The 13,310-nt window shown below is 73.4% G+C and carries 15 protein-coding genes; 7 read left to right on the top strand and 8 right to left on the bottom strand.

What is annotated here, in order from left to right; translation table 11 throughout:
- Window positions 1–14: 14 nt before the first annotated feature.
- From AB0F29_RS16215 to AB0F29_RS16205, 3 genes are read right to left on the bottom strand one after another with little or no spacing between them, the layout of a single operon-like run.
- Window positions 15–2,162 carry an iron ABC transporter permease gene (locus AB0F29_RS16215; RefSeq protein ID WP_361872337.1) on the bottom strand — a complete coding sequence of 716 codons (2,148 nt, stop codon included), beginning with the start codon at window positions 2,160–2,162 and terminating at the stop codon, window positions 15–17.
- Window positions 2,163–2,164: 2 nt separating this feature from the next.
- Window positions 2,165–3,139, bottom strand: a complete 975-nt coding sequence (locus AB0F29_RS16210; RefSeq protein WP_361872334.1) for an iron-siderophore ABC transporter substrate-binding protein — start codon at window positions 3,137–3,139, stop codon at window positions 2,165–2,167.
- An 8-nt stretch (window positions 3,140–3,147) separates the two neighbouring features.
- Window positions 3,148–4,101, bottom strand: coding sequence for an ABC transporter ATP-binding protein (locus AB0F29_RS16205; protein ID WP_361872331.1), 954 nt, complete (start codon window positions 4,099–4,101; stop codon window positions 3,148–3,150).
- A 412-nt stretch (window positions 4,102–4,513) separates the two neighbouring features.
- Here AB0F29_RS16205 and AB0F29_RS16200 point away from each other — a divergent pair, with 412 nt between their 5' ends.
- On the top strand, window positions 4,514–4,957 hold the full coding sequence (locus tag AB0F29_RS16200; RefSeq protein ID WP_361872328.1) for a subtilase-type protease inhibitor: 444 nt from the start codon (window positions 4,514–4,516) through the stop codon (window positions 4,955–4,957).
- 67 nt (window positions 4,958–5,024) lie between these two features.
- On the opposite strand, the gene rpsR is transcribed toward AB0F29_RS16200, so the two are convergent.
- From rpsR to rpmG, 4 genes are all read right to left on the bottom strand, one after another.
- Complete coding sequence (rpsR, locus tag AB0F29_RS16195) at window positions 5,025–5,273, bottom strand: 30S ribosomal protein S18 (RefSeq protein ID WP_361872325.1); 249 nt, start codon at window positions 5,271–5,273, stop codon at window positions 5,025–5,027.
- 75 nt (window positions 5,274–5,348) lie between these two features.
- The gene (locus AB0F29_RS16190; RefSeq protein WP_361872322.1) at window positions 5,349–6,503 is read right to left on the bottom strand and encodes a GTP-binding protein; all 1,155 of its coding nucleotides are present in this window, start codon (window positions 6,501–6,503) and stop codon (window positions 5,349–5,351) included.
- Complete coding sequence (locus AB0F29_RS16185; protein WP_006129269.1) at window positions 6,500–6,754, bottom strand: type B 50S ribosomal protein L31; 255 nt, start codon at window positions 6,752–6,754, stop codon at window positions 6,500–6,502. Before AB0F29_RS16185 ends, AB0F29_RS16190 begins: the two co-directional genes overlap by 4 nt.
- A gap of 61 nt (window positions 6,755–6,815) precedes the next feature.
- The gene (rpmG, locus tag AB0F29_RS16180) at window positions 6,816–6,980 is read right to left on the bottom strand and encodes a 50S ribosomal protein L33 (protein ID WP_003964410.1); all 165 of its coding nucleotides are present in this window, start codon (window positions 6,978–6,980) and stop codon (window positions 6,816–6,818) included.
- A gap of 69 nt (window positions 6,981–7,049) precedes the next feature.
- Between rpmG and rpmB the strand changes: the two genes are divergently transcribed.
- Window positions 7,050–7,286, top strand: a complete 237-nt coding sequence (gene rpmB / locus AB0F29_RS16175; protein ID WP_361872318.1) for a 50S ribosomal protein L28 — start codon at window positions 7,050–7,052, stop codon at window positions 7,284–7,286.
- Window positions 7,286–7,591, top strand: a complete 306-nt coding sequence (gene rpsN / locus AB0F29_RS16170) for a 30S ribosomal protein S14 (RefSeq protein WP_361872316.1) — start codon at window positions 7,286–7,288, stop codon at window positions 7,589–7,591. The genes rpmB and rpsN overlap by 1 nt, the downstream gene beginning before the upstream one ends.
- Window positions 7,592–7,662: 71 nt before the next feature.
- On the opposite strand, the gene AB0F29_RS16165 is transcribed toward rpsN, so the two are convergent.
- On the bottom strand, window positions 7,663–8,940 hold the full coding sequence (locus AB0F29_RS16165) for a hypothetical protein (protein WP_361872312.1): 1,278 nt from the start codon (window positions 8,938–8,940) through the stop codon (window positions 7,663–7,665).
- Between the two features lie 200 nt (window positions 8,941–9,140).
- On the opposite strand from AB0F29_RS16165, the gene AB0F29_RS16160 reads away from it, so the two are divergent.
- The 4 genes from AB0F29_RS16160 (at window position 9,141) to AB0F29_RS16145 (ending at window position 13,264) form a co-directional block, all read left to right on the top strand.
- Window positions 9,141–10,127 (top strand): ABC transporter substrate-binding protein, encoded by a 987-nt coding sequence (locus tag AB0F29_RS16160; RefSeq protein ID WP_361872309.1) that lies wholly within the window; start codon window positions 9,141–9,143, stop codon window positions 10,125–10,127.
- Complete coding sequence (locus AB0F29_RS16155; RefSeq protein ID WP_361872306.1) at window positions 10,124–11,185, top strand: iron ABC transporter permease; 1,062 nt, start codon at window positions 10,124–10,126, stop codon at window positions 11,183–11,185. The genes AB0F29_RS16160 and AB0F29_RS16155 overlap by 4 nt, the downstream gene beginning before the upstream one ends.
- Window positions 11,182–12,240 carry an iron ABC transporter permease gene (locus AB0F29_RS16150; protein WP_361872303.1) on the top strand — a complete coding sequence of 353 codons (1,059 nt, stop codon included), beginning with the start codon at window positions 11,182–11,184 and terminating at the stop codon, window positions 12,238–12,240. The genes AB0F29_RS16155 and AB0F29_RS16150 overlap by 4 nt, the downstream gene beginning before the upstream one ends.
- A gap of 193 nt (window positions 12,241–12,433) precedes the next feature.
- Window positions 12,434–13,264, top strand: coding sequence for an ABC transporter ATP-binding protein (locus tag AB0F29_RS16145; protein WP_361872706.1), 831 nt, complete (start codon window positions 12,434–12,436; stop codon window positions 13,262–13,264).
- Window positions 13,265–13,310: the final 46 nt, after the last annotated feature.

The following is a 13,310-nucleotide window of genomic DNA, read 5'->3' as shown; positions in this document are numbered from 1 at the left end:
GGACAGCTCCGCGCTCACCCCTCGCGCCGCGACCGCCAGAGCAGCCAGATGAAGTACGGGGCGCCGATCACGGCCGTCAGCAGTCCGACCGGGATCTGCGCCGGGGCGATGATCGCCCGGCCGACCAGGTCCGACACGACCACCAGCAGCGCGCCGAGCAGCGCGCTCACCGGTATCACCCGCACATGACCGCGGCCCACCAGTGCACGTGCCGCGTGCGGGGCGACGAGGCCGACGAATCCGATCACGCCGACCGCCGCCACGGCTCCCGCCGTCAACAGGACGGCCAGACTCAGCAGCGCCAGCCGGGTGGCGCCGATCCGTACACCGAGCAGGGCGGGTGTCTCGTCGTCCAGCCCGATCAGGTCCAGCTCGCGGCGCAGCAACGCCAGGACGGGCAGCGCGACGACCAGACCCAAGAGCACCGGGATCAGCTCGGGGAACGTCCGCCCGTACGTCGAACCGCCGAGCCAGGCCAGCGCCTTCGTCTCGTTGTGCGGGTCGGTGAGCACGATCAGCAGACTCACGAACGCGCCCGCACCGGCCTGGACGCCGATGCCGATGAGGACCAGGCGGTTCTGTTCCAGCCCGCGGCGTGCGGCGAGACCGAACACCAGCGCCGCGGCGGCCGTCGCACCGGCCAGCGCGGAGCCGCCGATCAGCCAGAAGCTCGCCAGCGGAACGACGGTGAGGACGGCGACCGCCCCGACCCCCGCACCGCTGACAACGCCGAGGACACCCGGCTCCGCCAGCGGATTGCGCGACACCGCCTGGACGACGGCACCCGCGACGGCCAGCGCCGCACCGGCCAGCAGGGCCGCGGCGACCCGGGGGACTCGCGTGTCGAGGACGTAGCCGACGAACTGCCCCGCCCGGCCGGTGAGCCAGTTGCCCACATCGCCCAGGAGCAGCGTCGCGTCGCCGAAGAGTGTCGCCGCCACCACCGCGCCGAGCAGCCCCACGACCGTCGCCACCAGCGTGAGGACGAACGCCCGCCGGCTGCGCAGCCGGGCGAACGCCGTCGAGCCGCTGTCCGTGCCCATGTCGCGCGACCGGTAGGCCAGGACGATCAGGACGAGCGCGCCGAAGCAGGTCGTGACGATGCCGGTGGGCACCTCGGCACCCGCCTGGGCGCCGAACACCGCGCGCAGAGCGACGTCCGCGCCGAGCACGACCAGCACACCCGCGAGCGCCGACGTGGGGATGAACGCGTGGTGCCGGACCAGGCCCGGGATCCAGGTGCTGAGCAGCCGGACCACGGCGGGCGCGCACAGGCCGACGAAGCCGACCGGCCCCGCGACCGCCACGGACACCGCCGCCAGCAGCACCGCGAGGACGACGGCGGTGCTGCGCGTCAGCCGGGGGCTCACACCGACGACCGCGGCGCCGTCGTCGCCGAGGGCGAGGATGTCCAGCCGCCTGCCGAGCAGCATCAGTCCGGCGAACGCCACGAGCGCGACCGGGGCGAGCCGGTCGATGGACTGCATGCCGATCTGGGCGAGTGAACCATTGCCCCAGGCGAACAGCCCGGTCGTCTGCTGGGAGCGCAGGAGCAGCAGCATCCCGCTCAGCCCGGACAGGGCGAGGGTGAGCGCCGAACCCGCCAGCACCAGCCGGATCGGTCCGGCCCCCGCCCGGGAGAGGCCGAGGACGACGCCCGCCGCCAGCAGCCCGCCGAGGAACGCCGTGGCCCCGGCCGGCAGCGCGGGCAGCGTGATGCCGAACGCGGCGACGGCGACCACCGCGAGGTACGCGCCCGCGTTGACGGCGAGCGTGTCGGGGGAGGCCAGCATGTTGCGCGACACCGACTGGAGGGCCGCGCCCGCCGCGCCGAGCGCGCAGCCGACGAGGAGCCCTGCGGCGAGCCGGGGCAGCCGGGAGTCCAGGACGACGGCTGCCGTCTGCTCGTCGGCGGTCCGGTCGGAGGCGGCCCCGGTGGCCAACTGCCAGAGCGTGTGCAGATCGACGGCGGCGGTGCCCTGGCCCACGTGCACGATCGCGAGTGCGGCCAGCGCGACGATCCCCGCGATCGCGAGGAGGAACATCCGGCCGCGACGGGCCGGCGGGCCGGCCGTCACCGGGGACGTGGCCCCGGCCGGACCGGCCGCGCCCGCCCCCGTCTTCACGGGGGCGGGCGGGGCGGTTGTGGTGCGTGTGCTCATCGTCAGGCGGTCAGCGCGCCGACGAGGGCGTCGATGTACTCACGCATCGACGCGGTGGAGCCGAACATCCAGATGCCGTCGGGCAGCCGGTGGACCTCGTCGTCCTTGACGAACGGGAGAGACTTCCACACCGCGTTGTCCTTGAGGCCGTCGGCGAACGGGTCGCCTCCGTCGGAGTCGTTGGCGATGTACGCGAACCGCGCGTCGCCGATCTTCGTGAGGCCCTCGACATCGGTCGCCGCCAGGCCGTAGGCCGCGTCGCCCTTCAGCTTCCACGGGTCGACGAGGCCGAGTTCGGTGTTCACGTCGGAGAGCAGCGAGCCCTTGACGTACGGGCGGACGGAGACCTGGTTGCCCTCCTGCCAGCCGTCGGCGAAGGCGACCTTCTCGCCGTCGAGACCGGCGTCCGCGAGCTTCTTCCTCCCGTCGGCGACCGCCTTGCGGAAAGAGTCGACCTCGGACTCGGCCTTGTCCTCGTTGCCGGTGGCCTTGCCGATGAGTTCGACGGTGTCGACCATCTGGTCGATCTGCCGGCTCGCGTCGGCCGAGCGCACCACGGCGACCGGAGCGGCCTTGGACAGCTGCGCGATGGCGGAGTCGGACAGGTCGGTGGTGGCGATGATCAGGTCGGGCTTGAGGCCGGCGACGGTGGCGACGCTGGGCTCGCCCCGGGTGCCTATGTCCTTGACGCCCTTGGTGAGCGGCGCGGCGGTGTTGTACGCGGTGTAGCCCTTGACGTCGGCCACGCCGACCGGCTGGACGCCGAGGGTCACGAGCGACTCGACGACGTTCCACTCGGTGCCGACGACGCGCGTCGCCGGCCCGTCGAGCGTGATCTTCTTGCCGCGGGAGTCCGTGATCGTCACCGCGCCGTCCCCCGCGGACTCCTTCTTCGGCGCCTCGGTGGTGCCGCAGGCCGTGAGGGCGAGGGCGGCCGCGGCGGCGAGGACGGGCCACGTCAGGTGCTGGTTCTTCATGAGGGTGTTCAGGGCCTTTCGGAACGAAGGTGGTGGCGGCCGACCGCACGGGTGCGCGGGATGCCGGTGGAGGAGTCGGGTTCGACGTCGATGCGGATGCCGTACGCGTCGCTGAGTCGCTCGGGGGCGTACACCTCCGTGGGCGTGCCCGCGGCGACGATCCGCCCGGACGAGAGGAGGACGACCTGGTCGGCCACGGCGGCGGCCTGGTCCAGGTCGTGCAGCACGACCCCGACGGTGACGCCGTGGGTGTCGGCGAGGTCGCGGACGAGGTCGAGGATCTCGACCTGGTAGCGCAGGTCGAGATAGGTGGTCGGCTCGTCGAGGAGGAGGACGTCGGTGTTCTGGGCCAGGCAGCAGGCGAACCAGACACGCTGCAACTGCCCGCCGGACAGGCTCTCCACCCCGCGGTCGGCGAACTCGGCGAGGTTCGTGACGGCCAGCGCGTGCTCGACCATCCGGGCGCCGTCCGGATCGGTTCCCCGGAGCCGGCCCCGGTAGGGGTGCCGGCCGAATCCGACCACGTCGCGCACGCTGAGGCCGGCCGGCGCGTTCCGGCTCTGCGCGAGCAGGGTGACCCGGCGGGCGAAGTCGGAGCGTGACAGGGCGAGGGCGTCGACAGGCGCGGCGTCCTCGGCCCCGGCCGCCACGGTCACACTGCCGACGCGGGCCTTGTGCAGCCGGGCCACGGCACGCAACAGGGTCGACTTCCCACTGCCGTTCGGCCCGATGAGCGCGGTGACGCGACCGCGCGGAAGCCGCAGGTCGGCCCCGTGCACGACGTCGGTACGGTCGTACGCGATCGTCATGTCGCGGGCTTCGAGGCCGGCATCGGGTTCGGGGCCCGCGAAGGCCGTGGCCGGGCCGGGCTCGGCGCCGGGGGGCGCGGCGGTGGCACCGGCAGCGGGCGCGGAGCGCCGACGCGGCGGTGGGTCTTCTCGGTCGAGGGCAGGAGCGATCACGGCTGTGAGGTTAGCCTAACCTAAATTGCCCTGGTCAAGCGGTATTCGGAATCGTGTCCTCCGCGTGACCCTCGGGTGGTTCACCTTCCGGTTGCTGGTCGCGGTCGGGAGCGGTTGACGCTCGCGGAAGGGTCCGGCGGTCCCGGGTGGCGGTACATTCTGGCCGAAGCGGAGGTGTGGCGCATCAATGGATGCTCGTGTATCCGCAGGTCAGGCGGTCGTTCTGTGCTGAACCGCCGCAGTTCGTCCATATGCTGGACGGCTCGCGCGAGGTGCCTGAGCTGCCCGAATGACCATTCGGTCGGCTCGAACGCTCGTCTGCGGCTGGAAGCGGGCCGTCGGCGTGCGCCTACTTTCCGCATACGTAAGACTCCTGACCGCAATCAGGCACACGACCAAGGAGTCTTCACTCATGCGACGCAACCCTCACGCGATCTTCGCAACCGTCACGGCGGGCACCCTTCTGCTCGGCGGATTCGCGACCGCCACCGCCCAGGCCGCGCCGACGGGGGCGGAGAGCCTCTACGCGCCCTCGGCGCTCGTCCTCACCGTGGCCCGCGGCGAGGACCCGCTGACCGCCACCGTCGAGCGGGCCGTGACGCTCACCTGCGCCCCCACCGCCGAGGGAACGCACCCCACTCCCGCTGCGGCCTGCAAGGAACTGGCCGCGGTCCAGGGGAAGTTCTCCGAGCTGACCGCCGGACCGTCGAACCGGACCTGTACCCGACAGTGGGACCCGATCGTCGTGACCGCCCACGGCGTCTGGCAGGGCGAGCGGGTCCAGTTCAGCACCGCCTACGGCAATGCCTGCGAGATGGCGGGCAGCATGAACGACAACGCCGTATTCGCCTTCTGATCCACCAGGGCGCGCCGACGTCCGGGCGACGGAGCAGGACTCCGTACCGCCCGACCGTCCCGGCGTGCTACCTGCCCGCCGTGGATCCGGTGTACGGCAGCAGGGCCATCTCGCGGGCGTTCTTGATGGCCGCGGCCATCTGCCTCTGCTGCCGGGCGCTGATCCGGGTGACCCGGCGGCTGCGGATCTTCCCTCGGTCGGAGATGAACCTCCGCAGCAGATCGGTGTCCTTGTAGTCGATGTACGTGATCCTGGCGGCGTCCAGGGGGTTCGGCCGGTTCTTGAGCGGCTTGCGGGGGTCCTGCTGACGTGCCATGGGGCTTCCTTCGTGCTCGGTGTGCGGTCGGTGGTCGTTCGGCTCGCGGGGTACGGGAGGACGGGGGACGGGACGTCAGTGCACCGGGTCGAGGAGCGCGTCGAACGCGGCGGGCAGGCTTTTCCAGGTCTCCCGGCCGGAGCCGTACTCCTCGTCCGTGAGCAGGCAGGAGTCCAGCAGGCCGGTCAGGCCGTCGCGGTCGAGGCCGGGGGAGACGAAGACCAGGTGCTGGCAGCAGTCGCCGTGCTCCGGGTGCCAGTCCAGCGCGGCGGCCGCCCGTCGGTAGGGCGGCACCATGGACCAGGCGGCGTCCGGGAGCGAGGCGAGCCAGGGGCCGGTGTTCTCCACGCAGAGCGCGCCGCCCGCGGCATCCCAGGAGAGCAGGGTGTCGGGTCGGTCGGCGAGCCAGAACCGGCCCCGGCTGCGGGCCGCCGCGCAGCTCAGGTCCTCCAGCGCGTCGAGCAGGCGCTCGGGGTGGAAGGGGCGGTGCCGCCGCCAGACGAGCGTGCCCACCCCGGCCTCGTCGGCCTCCTGCGGAAGCAGCGCACAGGCCGGGTGCTGGCCCGCGTCCGCCGCCTCCACATCGAATCCCGCGAAGGCGAGCCGGGCCAACTCGGCCGACCCGGAGGCGGCCTGGCGGGCCGTCGGGTTCAGCTGCCGGATCAGGGCGCGGTCCTCGTCGTCGGCCGCCGGGCTCGGCACCACGGCCAGTACGGGTGCGTACTCCACCTGCCGGGCCCAGGTGTCGCCGATGGTCCGCCGGTCGGCCGGAGCCGCCGCGAGACCGGCCTCGGCCAGATCGTCGCCGTTGGAGAGGCAGGGCAGGACCAGAGTGGGGTCGACCGCCGCGAACACGTTGGTGACCTCGGCGGCGGTGGTGTGCGCGGCGATCACCTCGGCCATGGACTTCGGCTCGACGGAGTCCCAGAGCTCCAGGACGGCGAGGCGGGTCCGTCCGTCCCCCGCGAGGCGTTCGAGTTCGGGGACGAGGTCCTCGCGCAGCGCGCAGCAGGCGCACGCGTTCACCAGCGGGGTCTCGCCGGAATCCAGCTCGCCGCCGGAATCCCGCAGGGAGCGACGTACGGTCCCGCCGGTGGCCGTGGACAGGTCGTGGTGCAGCGCGACGCTGTACGGGATGTCCCGCAGCAGCCCTTCCACCACTTCGCGGCGGGCCTCGGAGTGCAGGCCGCAGACGATGACGACAGGCAGTTTCGTGCGGTGCTCGCTCACCGGGCCTCACCACGCCCGTAGCGGCGTTCGAAGCGCTCGACGCGTCCGGCGGTGTCCAGCACGCGGGCGGTGCCGGTGTAGAAGGGGTGGCTCGCGGAGGAGATCTCCACGTCGACCACCGGGTAGGTGTTGCCGTCCTCCCAGGTGACGGTGCGGTCGCTGGTCATGGTCGAGCGGGTCAGGAACGCGAAGTCGGCGGCCTTGTCGCGGAAGACGACGGGGCCGTAGGAGGGGTGGATTCCGGGCTTCATGAAGGTGTCCTAGGGGTCGGGTCCGGGGCGTGTGCGGAAGAGCGGCCGAGCCTTTCCGGCCTCAGCGCTCCTCGCGGAAGTCGACGTGGCGTCGGGCGACCGGGTCGTACTTGCGCAGCACCATCCGGTCGGGGTCGTTCCGCCGGTTCTTGCGGGTGACGTAGGTGTAGCCGGTCCCCGCCGTGGAGCGGAGCTTGATGACCGGGCGTACTTCGTTGCGAGCCATGGGCGCTACTATATGGCAATGGTTTCCATTTTCAATAATGGATGCGTCGAAGGAGAGGCAGGTAACCTCATGTCCGCCCACTGTCAACTGACCGGCTCCAAGCCGGGATTCGGCAACGACATCTCCCACTCGCACCGCCGGACATCCCGACGGTTCGACCCGAACATCCAGCGCAAGCGGTACTGGCTGCCCGGCGAGGGCCGCTATGCGCGCCTCACGCTGAGCGCTCGGGCCATCAAGACCGTCGACCGCGTCGGCGTCGAGGCCGCGGTCGCGCGCATCCGTGCGCGGGGCGGGAAGGTCTGATGGCGAAGAAGAGCGAGATCGCGCGGAACGACCGGCGCCGGGAGACCGTCGACCGCTACGCCGCCCGCAGGGCCGAGCTGAAGGAGATCATCCGCCGACCCGGTACGCCGGAGCGCGAACGGAGCGCTGCCGTCGAGGAGTTGCGGCGTCAGCCGCGTGACGCCAGTGCCACGCGGGTGCGTAACCGCGACAGCGTCGACGGCAGGCCCCGGGGGTATCTGCGCAGGTTCGGGCTCTCCCGGATCCGGCTGCGTGAGCAGGCCCACGCGGGGTTCCTGCCGGGGGTGACCAAGTCGTCCTGGTGAGGATGGTCTGAGCGCGGGGGCGCGGGTGGTGGTTCGGCGGTCGCGCCGCGCCACCACCCGCGACGCGTTCCTCAGCGGCCGACCGGGTCGGCTTCCGCCCCGTCCCCGGGGGTGAGCAGGGCGAGGTGGCCGCCGTCGTTCAGAGGGGTCGGGACGGTCAGGGTCGTGAGCAGGTCCGCCCGGTCCGCGTCGAAGACGTGGACCTCGCCATGGCCTCCCCGGCTGACCGCGACCAGGCCCCCGCCGGGTGAGGCGGCGACGGCCCGCCGCTGCACGCCGTCCCAGGGGGTCCCGCCGCGCCGTGGCGCCCCGGACATGGCGGGCAGGGGCAGGCGCGCGGCGACCTCCGGGCGGGCTCCGGCGACCGAGGGGGCGGTGAGCAGGACGAGTTCGTCGCCGTCCGGGTGGACACGGGTGTACGCGATGTGGCGGGCGGTCACCGCGAGCCGGAAGGCCAGCCCGCGCCCCAGGTCCAGCCGGCCCGTGACGCCGGTGTCGAGGTGGTGCCACCAGGCGTCGTTGGACCAGTCCGGCCACTGCCCGGGGTCGCTCGGTCCGCCGCGCACGCAGGACCAGAGCGTCCGCCGCACGGGGTCGAGCCGCAGGTAGTATCCGCGCCCGCCGGAGCGCCCGTCGGCGGACCAGAGCAGGGGGGCCTCGCTGACGAGGCCGTCCCCCTCCCGCCGGGCGCGATGCACCCCCGACCCCGCGGCGGCGAACACCCGGCCGGTGAGCGGGTCGTGCGCGTCGCCGTGCCCGTCGTCGTCCGGCAGGGCGATCCGCCGGACCGGGATCGCCGGAGGGCATGCGGGGGCCGAGCGCATCAGGTCGCGGTGCCGGTGGACCAGTAGCTCGCCCGGCTCCCGGTGGCGCAGCACCACGAGCGAGGCCGGCCCGCCGAGGACCGTGACCCCCGGCTCGCCCGTCCGGCCGCGTACGCGTACGGCGACGGCGCCGTCCGGTGCGTCGAGGTCGACGGCCGTCAGAAGCCCCGTCCAGGCCTCCTCGTTGCGGCCGAGGCCGGTGGTCACCGCGAGGTGCCGCCCTTTTGGGTCGGCCGCGAGGTGTTCGGCGGGGACCGCGACCGGTATGCGCCGCCGGACCAGCGGCCGGCCGGCGCCGGGGCCGTAGGGGTCGAGGACCAGCAGCTCGCCCGCCCGGTCGTCCACGCAGGCGGTGAGGCCGTCCGGCAGCGCGAGGAACCCCGCGTGCTCGGCGAGGTGCCGGTGGTTCAGCTCGGCGCGCTCCGTGCCGCCCGGGAGGTCCAACAGGCTGATCCGGCCGGCGACATGGTCGGAGACCAGTAGGCGCGGCGGTGCGTGGGTCGAGGGGTGCGGGGACTGCGGCATGGCGAACTCCTGCGGTCGGCGGGGTCGTGGGGGCGGCGGGGGCCGGTGGGTTCCGGCGAGAACCGGATGAGAACCCGGCACTTTATTGGAAATGATAATCATGTGTATGGTTTCCGCTTGTGGCGGGGATCGCTTCCCGGGGCTCCGCCGCCTTCTCTGCCGCATCCCCGGGACCGCACAGGAACGTTGAGGGACCGTCGATGCCACGAACCGCGCTGAGAGTCCGCCGCTGGGCCGCGATCGCCGTACTGGGAGGTCTGCTGGCCGGCTGCGGAACCGGGGAGGCCGACACCGGGGGACCGGCCGTCGCTCCGGAGAACGGGTCCGGCGCCCGCACGACCACGGAGGTGCGGCCCATCGAGGCGGCCACCCGGATCACCGACGCCAAGGGCGTCACGGTCGCCCTGCCGAAGCCGCCGGAGAAGATCGTCTGCCTGGTCGCCCTCTGCGACGACATCCTCGTCGAGCTGGGCATGACCCCCGCCGCCACCAACTCCCAGGTGCTGGCGCACCCGAAGTTCCTGGGCGAGAAGGAGGCCGCGGAGATACCGGTGGTGCCCGGCGGCTTCCTCAGCCCCGAGGTCGAGGCGATCCTGTCCCACCGGCCCGACCTGGTGATCGGCCTGGAGGACACGCACGGCAAGCTGGCCCCCGCGCTGAAGGGCGCCACGACGTTCTGGCCGGTCCAGCCCGGATCCTGGCAGGACAGCGTCGGCTACCTGCGGGACCTGGCCGCGCTCACCGGCCGCACCGAGCAGGGCGAGAAGGCGGAGAAGACCTTCCGCACCCGCCTGGCGCAGGCGGAGCAGAGGAAGAGCGACAAGACCGCGCTGATCGTCTACGGCAGCGACGAGAACTTCGGCGTGGCCACCCCGGAGTCCGACGTGGCGGCCGGGCTGTTCCCGAAGATCTCCCACTACCCCTGGAAGAGCCGGGGCGTCGACGGCAGTTACAGCCTGGAGGAGATCCTCGCCCGGGACGTCGACGTCCTGTTCGTGGAAACGCTGTCGTTCGGCGCCCCCGACGGCAAGCTCTCCGACAAGCTGGCGAAGAACCCCCTCTGGTCACGCATCCCCGCCGTGCGGAACGGCAAGGTCATCGAGGTCGACTCCGAGGTGTGGGCCAAGGGGCGCGGCACCCGCTCCCTGGGCGTCGTCCTCGACGAGGCGACGGCCGCACTGCGGTGAGGCGGTTGCCCGTTGCGCCGCTCTGCCTGGGCGCGGCGGCCCTGGCGGGCGCGGTCTGCGCGCTCAGCCTCGGCACGCCGTACGTCCCGCCCGCCAGGCTCCCGGCCACGCTGGGGGCCGACGGGCTCGCGGGGCTCGTCGTCACCGAACTACGGCTGCCCCGCATGGTGCTGGCGCTGATCGCCGGGGCCTGCCTGGGCGCGGCCGGCCTCGTTCTCCAGGAGGCCCTGCGCAATCCGCTGGCCGTCCCCGAGATGCTGGGAGTCTCCTCCGGGGCCGCCCTGGGCGTCGCCGCACCGCTGGTCCTGGCCCTGGCAGTCCCCCTCGGACTGCAACCGTTCCTCGCCCTGGCCGGGGCCGCTCTCGGTGGTCTGCTCACTCTGGTCGCCGCCGGATTCGGGCGGAGCCCCTCGGCCGTCCTGCTGACCGGAGCCGCCGTCGCCGCCGCGCTCCAGGCGGCACTGCTGGTGCTCATGGTGATGGCCGACCAGCTCGATCTCCAGCTCATCTACCGCTATCTGCTGGGCAGTCTGTCCGCCCGCACCTGGGACGACGTCACCGGTCTGCTGCCCTGGCTCGCCGTGGCCGTCCCGGCGCTGGTGCTGTGCGTGCCGGTGCTCGGTGTGCTGCGCCTCGGCGACGACGACGCCCGTGCGCTGGGCGTACGCGTCGAACGCGCGCGGGTCGCCGCGCTGGGCATCGCCGTCGTCCTCATCGCCCCCGTCGTCGCGGTCTGCGGACCGGTGGCCTGGGTCGGCTTCCTCGCCCCCCACCTCGCCCGCCGGCTCCGCCCGGACGGCGGCGCGGCCGGGTGGCTCGTCCGGTCCGCCGCGTGCGGCGCGATCGTCGTGCTCTGTGCCGATCAGCCGGCCCGGCTGGCGCTCGCCCCGGTCGAGACCCCCGTCGGCGCGTGGACCGCCCTGGTCGGGGTGCCGGTCGGGGTCGTGCTGCTGAAGCGGGGGAGACGGCCCGCCCGGGACCGGGGGCCCGTGCTTCCGTCCCTGCCGGGGACTCCGCCGGACCTGCCCGCTCCCGTCCTGCGGAAGGCGGAACGATGACACTCATCGACACCGTGCCCGGATCGTCCCGCCGGATTCTGCGCGCACCGGGCGTCCGGATGGGCGGCCTGGCGCTGCTCGTCGCCGCGGTGGCCTGCGCCGATCTGTTCGCCGGCCGGGGCGTCACTCCCGATGGCGTCCGGGCCGTGCTGCTCGGCGGCGGTGACGACCCCACCGCCGAGCACATCGTGCTCCAACTGCGGTTGCCCCGGCTGCTGGTGGCCCTGGTCGCCGGGGCGTGCCTCGGGGTGGCCGGGCTCGTGCTCCAGTCGGCCCTGCGCAACCCGCTGGCCGGGCCCGAGGTCACCGGCGTCACCCCCGGTGCGGTGCTCGGCGCGGTCGCCGCGACCGGCCTCGGCCTCGCGGGCTGGGAATCCCCCACGGCCGTGGTCGTGGCGGCCTGTCTGGGCGGCTTCGCCGGGGCGGGGCTGCTGTGGCTGCTCGCAGGGCGGGACCGGGGCGACCCGGAACAGACAGCCGTCTACGGGGTCCTCGTGTCGGCGGTGCTCGCCGGGCTCACCGCCGTCGTCCTTCTGGTGGCGCCCGGCGAACTCGGCAGCGTCGTCCAGTGGTTGATCGGCTCCACCGAGGGCCGGGTCTGGCAGCACTGGAATCTGCTCTGGCCGTGGGCCGCCTTCTGGGGCGCGGCGGCCTGGCTGCTCGCCGGGCCGCTGACCTTGTTGCGCTGCGGCGACGAACAGGCCTCCGCCGCGGGCCTGGCCACCGGCCGGGGCCGGGGAGCGGCGCTCGTGTGCGCCGTCGCGCTGACGGCCGGCGCCGTGTCGGCCGTGGGGGCGCTCGGCTTCGTGGGTCTGCTGGTGCCCCATCTGGCGCTGGCCGTCTTCGGGGCCGATCTGCGCATCACCCTTCCCGGTGCCGCGCTGCTCGGCGCGGCGGTGGTGTGCGGGGCGGACGCCGCCGCCCAGCTGCTGTCCCGGCTGCTGGCCACCGCGCTCGAAACGGACCGGCTGACCCTGCCGGTCGGCGCCCTGACCACCTTCGTGGGGGCGGGGCTGCTGATGGTCGTGGCGCGACGACGGGCGGACGAGCGATGACGGAGAGCCGTACGCGGACGGGACGCGTCGATGGCGGCGTCGGCGTCGGCGTCGACACCGGCATCGGCATCGGCGCCGGCGTCAACGGAAGTGGAGGACAGAGGATGAGGAGGGTGACATGCCGGAAGGCCTGACCGGACAAGTGGAGCCGAGCCCGGTGGAGGCGGCCGGGCCGGAAGCGGAACCGAGGGTGATGCCCGGCCCCGAGGTCGTCCGGGCGGAGGGGCTGACCTTCGGCTACCCAGGACGCATGGTCCTGCGCGGGGTGGACCTGAGCGTCCGCACCGGCGAACTGGTCGCGCTGATCGGGCTGAACGGCTGCGGCAAGAGCACCTTCCTCAAGCTCGCCGCCGGACTGCTCACCCCGAGCGGCGGGCGCGTCCTGCTCGAAGGCGACGACGTGGCGCGGCTGCCCCGCCGCACCGCCGCCCGGCGCGTCGCCCTGCTCCATCAGTCGGCGCCCGCCGTACCGGGACTGACCGTGCGCCAACTCGTGCGTCAGGGACGCTACGCCGCCCGGGGTCCGCTCGGGATGCTGCGGGAGGGGGACGACGCGGTGACGTCGCGGGCGCTCGCGGACGTCGGCGTCACCGCCTGGGCCGACCGGCCCGTGGACGCGCTGTCCGGAGGCGAACGCCAGCGGGTCCGGCTGGCCATGGCGCTGGCCCAGGACGCCCGCGTGCTCTTCCTGGACGAGCCGACCACCTATCTCGATCTGCGGCACCAGCTGGAGGTGCTCCAGACGGTCGTACGGCTCCGCGCGGAGCGCCGACTGACGGTGGTGATGGTGCTGCACGACCTCAACCACGCCGCGCGGTTCGCCGATCGGATCGTCGCGCTGCGCGAGGGCCGCGTCGCCGCCGACGGGCCTCCGGCCGAGGTGGTCACCCGGGGTCTGCTGGCCGAAGTCCTCGGCGTGGAGGGCCGGGTGGGGGCCGACAGCGAGGGCGGGTGGCCCGTCTGTTACCCAGATCACCCTCTCGATCCGCTCCAGCTATTGCGGAATGAAAATCATATTCATTAGTGTCTGTGCTGCGGCACGCACCGACGCCGCGACCGAAACACCTATC

The sequence above is a fragment of the Streptomyces sp. NPDC026589 genome (assembly GCF_040638385.1).
Lineage (GTDB): Bacteria > Actinomycetota > Actinomycetes > Streptomycetales > Streptomycetaceae > Streptomyces.
Note: the sequence above shows the minus strand (reverse complement) of the source record. Positions and strands in the feature narration are given on the sequence as shown.

What these genes read in the sequence shown, in the direction of transcription:
- AB0F29_RS16200 (WP_361872328.1), top strand. Translation starts at nt 4,514, where the DNA reads ATGCGACGCAACCCTCACGCGATCTTCGCAACCGTCACGGCGGGCACC.
- rpmG (WP_003964410.1), bottom strand. Translation starts at nt 6,980, where the DNA reads ATGGCTCGCAACGAAGTACGCCCGGTCATCAAGCTCCGCTCCACGGCG.
- rpmB (WP_361872318.1), top strand. Translation starts at nt 7,050, where the DNA reads ATGTCCGCCCACTGTCAACTGACCGGCTCCAAGCCGGGATTCGGCAAC.
- rpsR (WP_361872325.1), bottom strand. Translation starts at nt 5,273, where the DNA reads ATGGCACGTCAGCAGGACCCCCGCAAGCCGCTCAAGAACCGGCCGAAC.
- AB0F29_RS16210 (WP_361872334.1), bottom strand. Translation starts at nt 3,139, where the DNA reads ATGAAGAACCAGCACCTGACGTGGCCCGTCCTCGCCGCCGCGGCCGCC.
- AB0F29_RS16215 (WP_361872337.1), bottom strand. Translation starts at nt 2,162, where the DNA reads ATGAGCACACGCACCACAACCGCCCCGCCCGCCCCCGTGAAGACGGGG.
- AB0F29_RS16150 (WP_361872303.1), top strand. Translation starts at nt 11,182, where the DNA reads ATGACACTCATCGACACCGTGCCCGGATCGTCCCGCCGGATTCTGCGC.
- AB0F29_RS16160 (WP_361872309.1), top strand. Translation starts at nt 9,141, where the DNA reads ATGCCACGAACCGCGCTGAGAGTCCGCCGCTGGGCCGCGATCGCCGTA.
- rpsN (WP_361872316.1), top strand. Translation starts at nt 7,286, where the DNA reads ATGGCGAAGAAGAGCGAGATCGCGCGGAACGACCGGCGCCGGGAGACC.
- AB0F29_RS16145 (WP_361872706.1), top strand. Translation starts at nt 12,434, where the DNA reads ATGCCCGGCCCCGAGGTCGTCCGGGCGGAGGGGCTGACCTTCGGCTAC.
- AB0F29_RS16185 (WP_006129269.1), bottom strand. Translation starts at nt 6,754, where the DNA reads ATGAAGCCCGGAATCCACCCCTCCTACGGCCCCGTCGTCTTCCGCGAC.
- AB0F29_RS16165 (WP_361872312.1), bottom strand. Translation starts at nt 8,940, where the DNA reads ATGCCGCAGTCCCCGCACCCCTCGACCCACGCACCGCCGCGCCTACTG.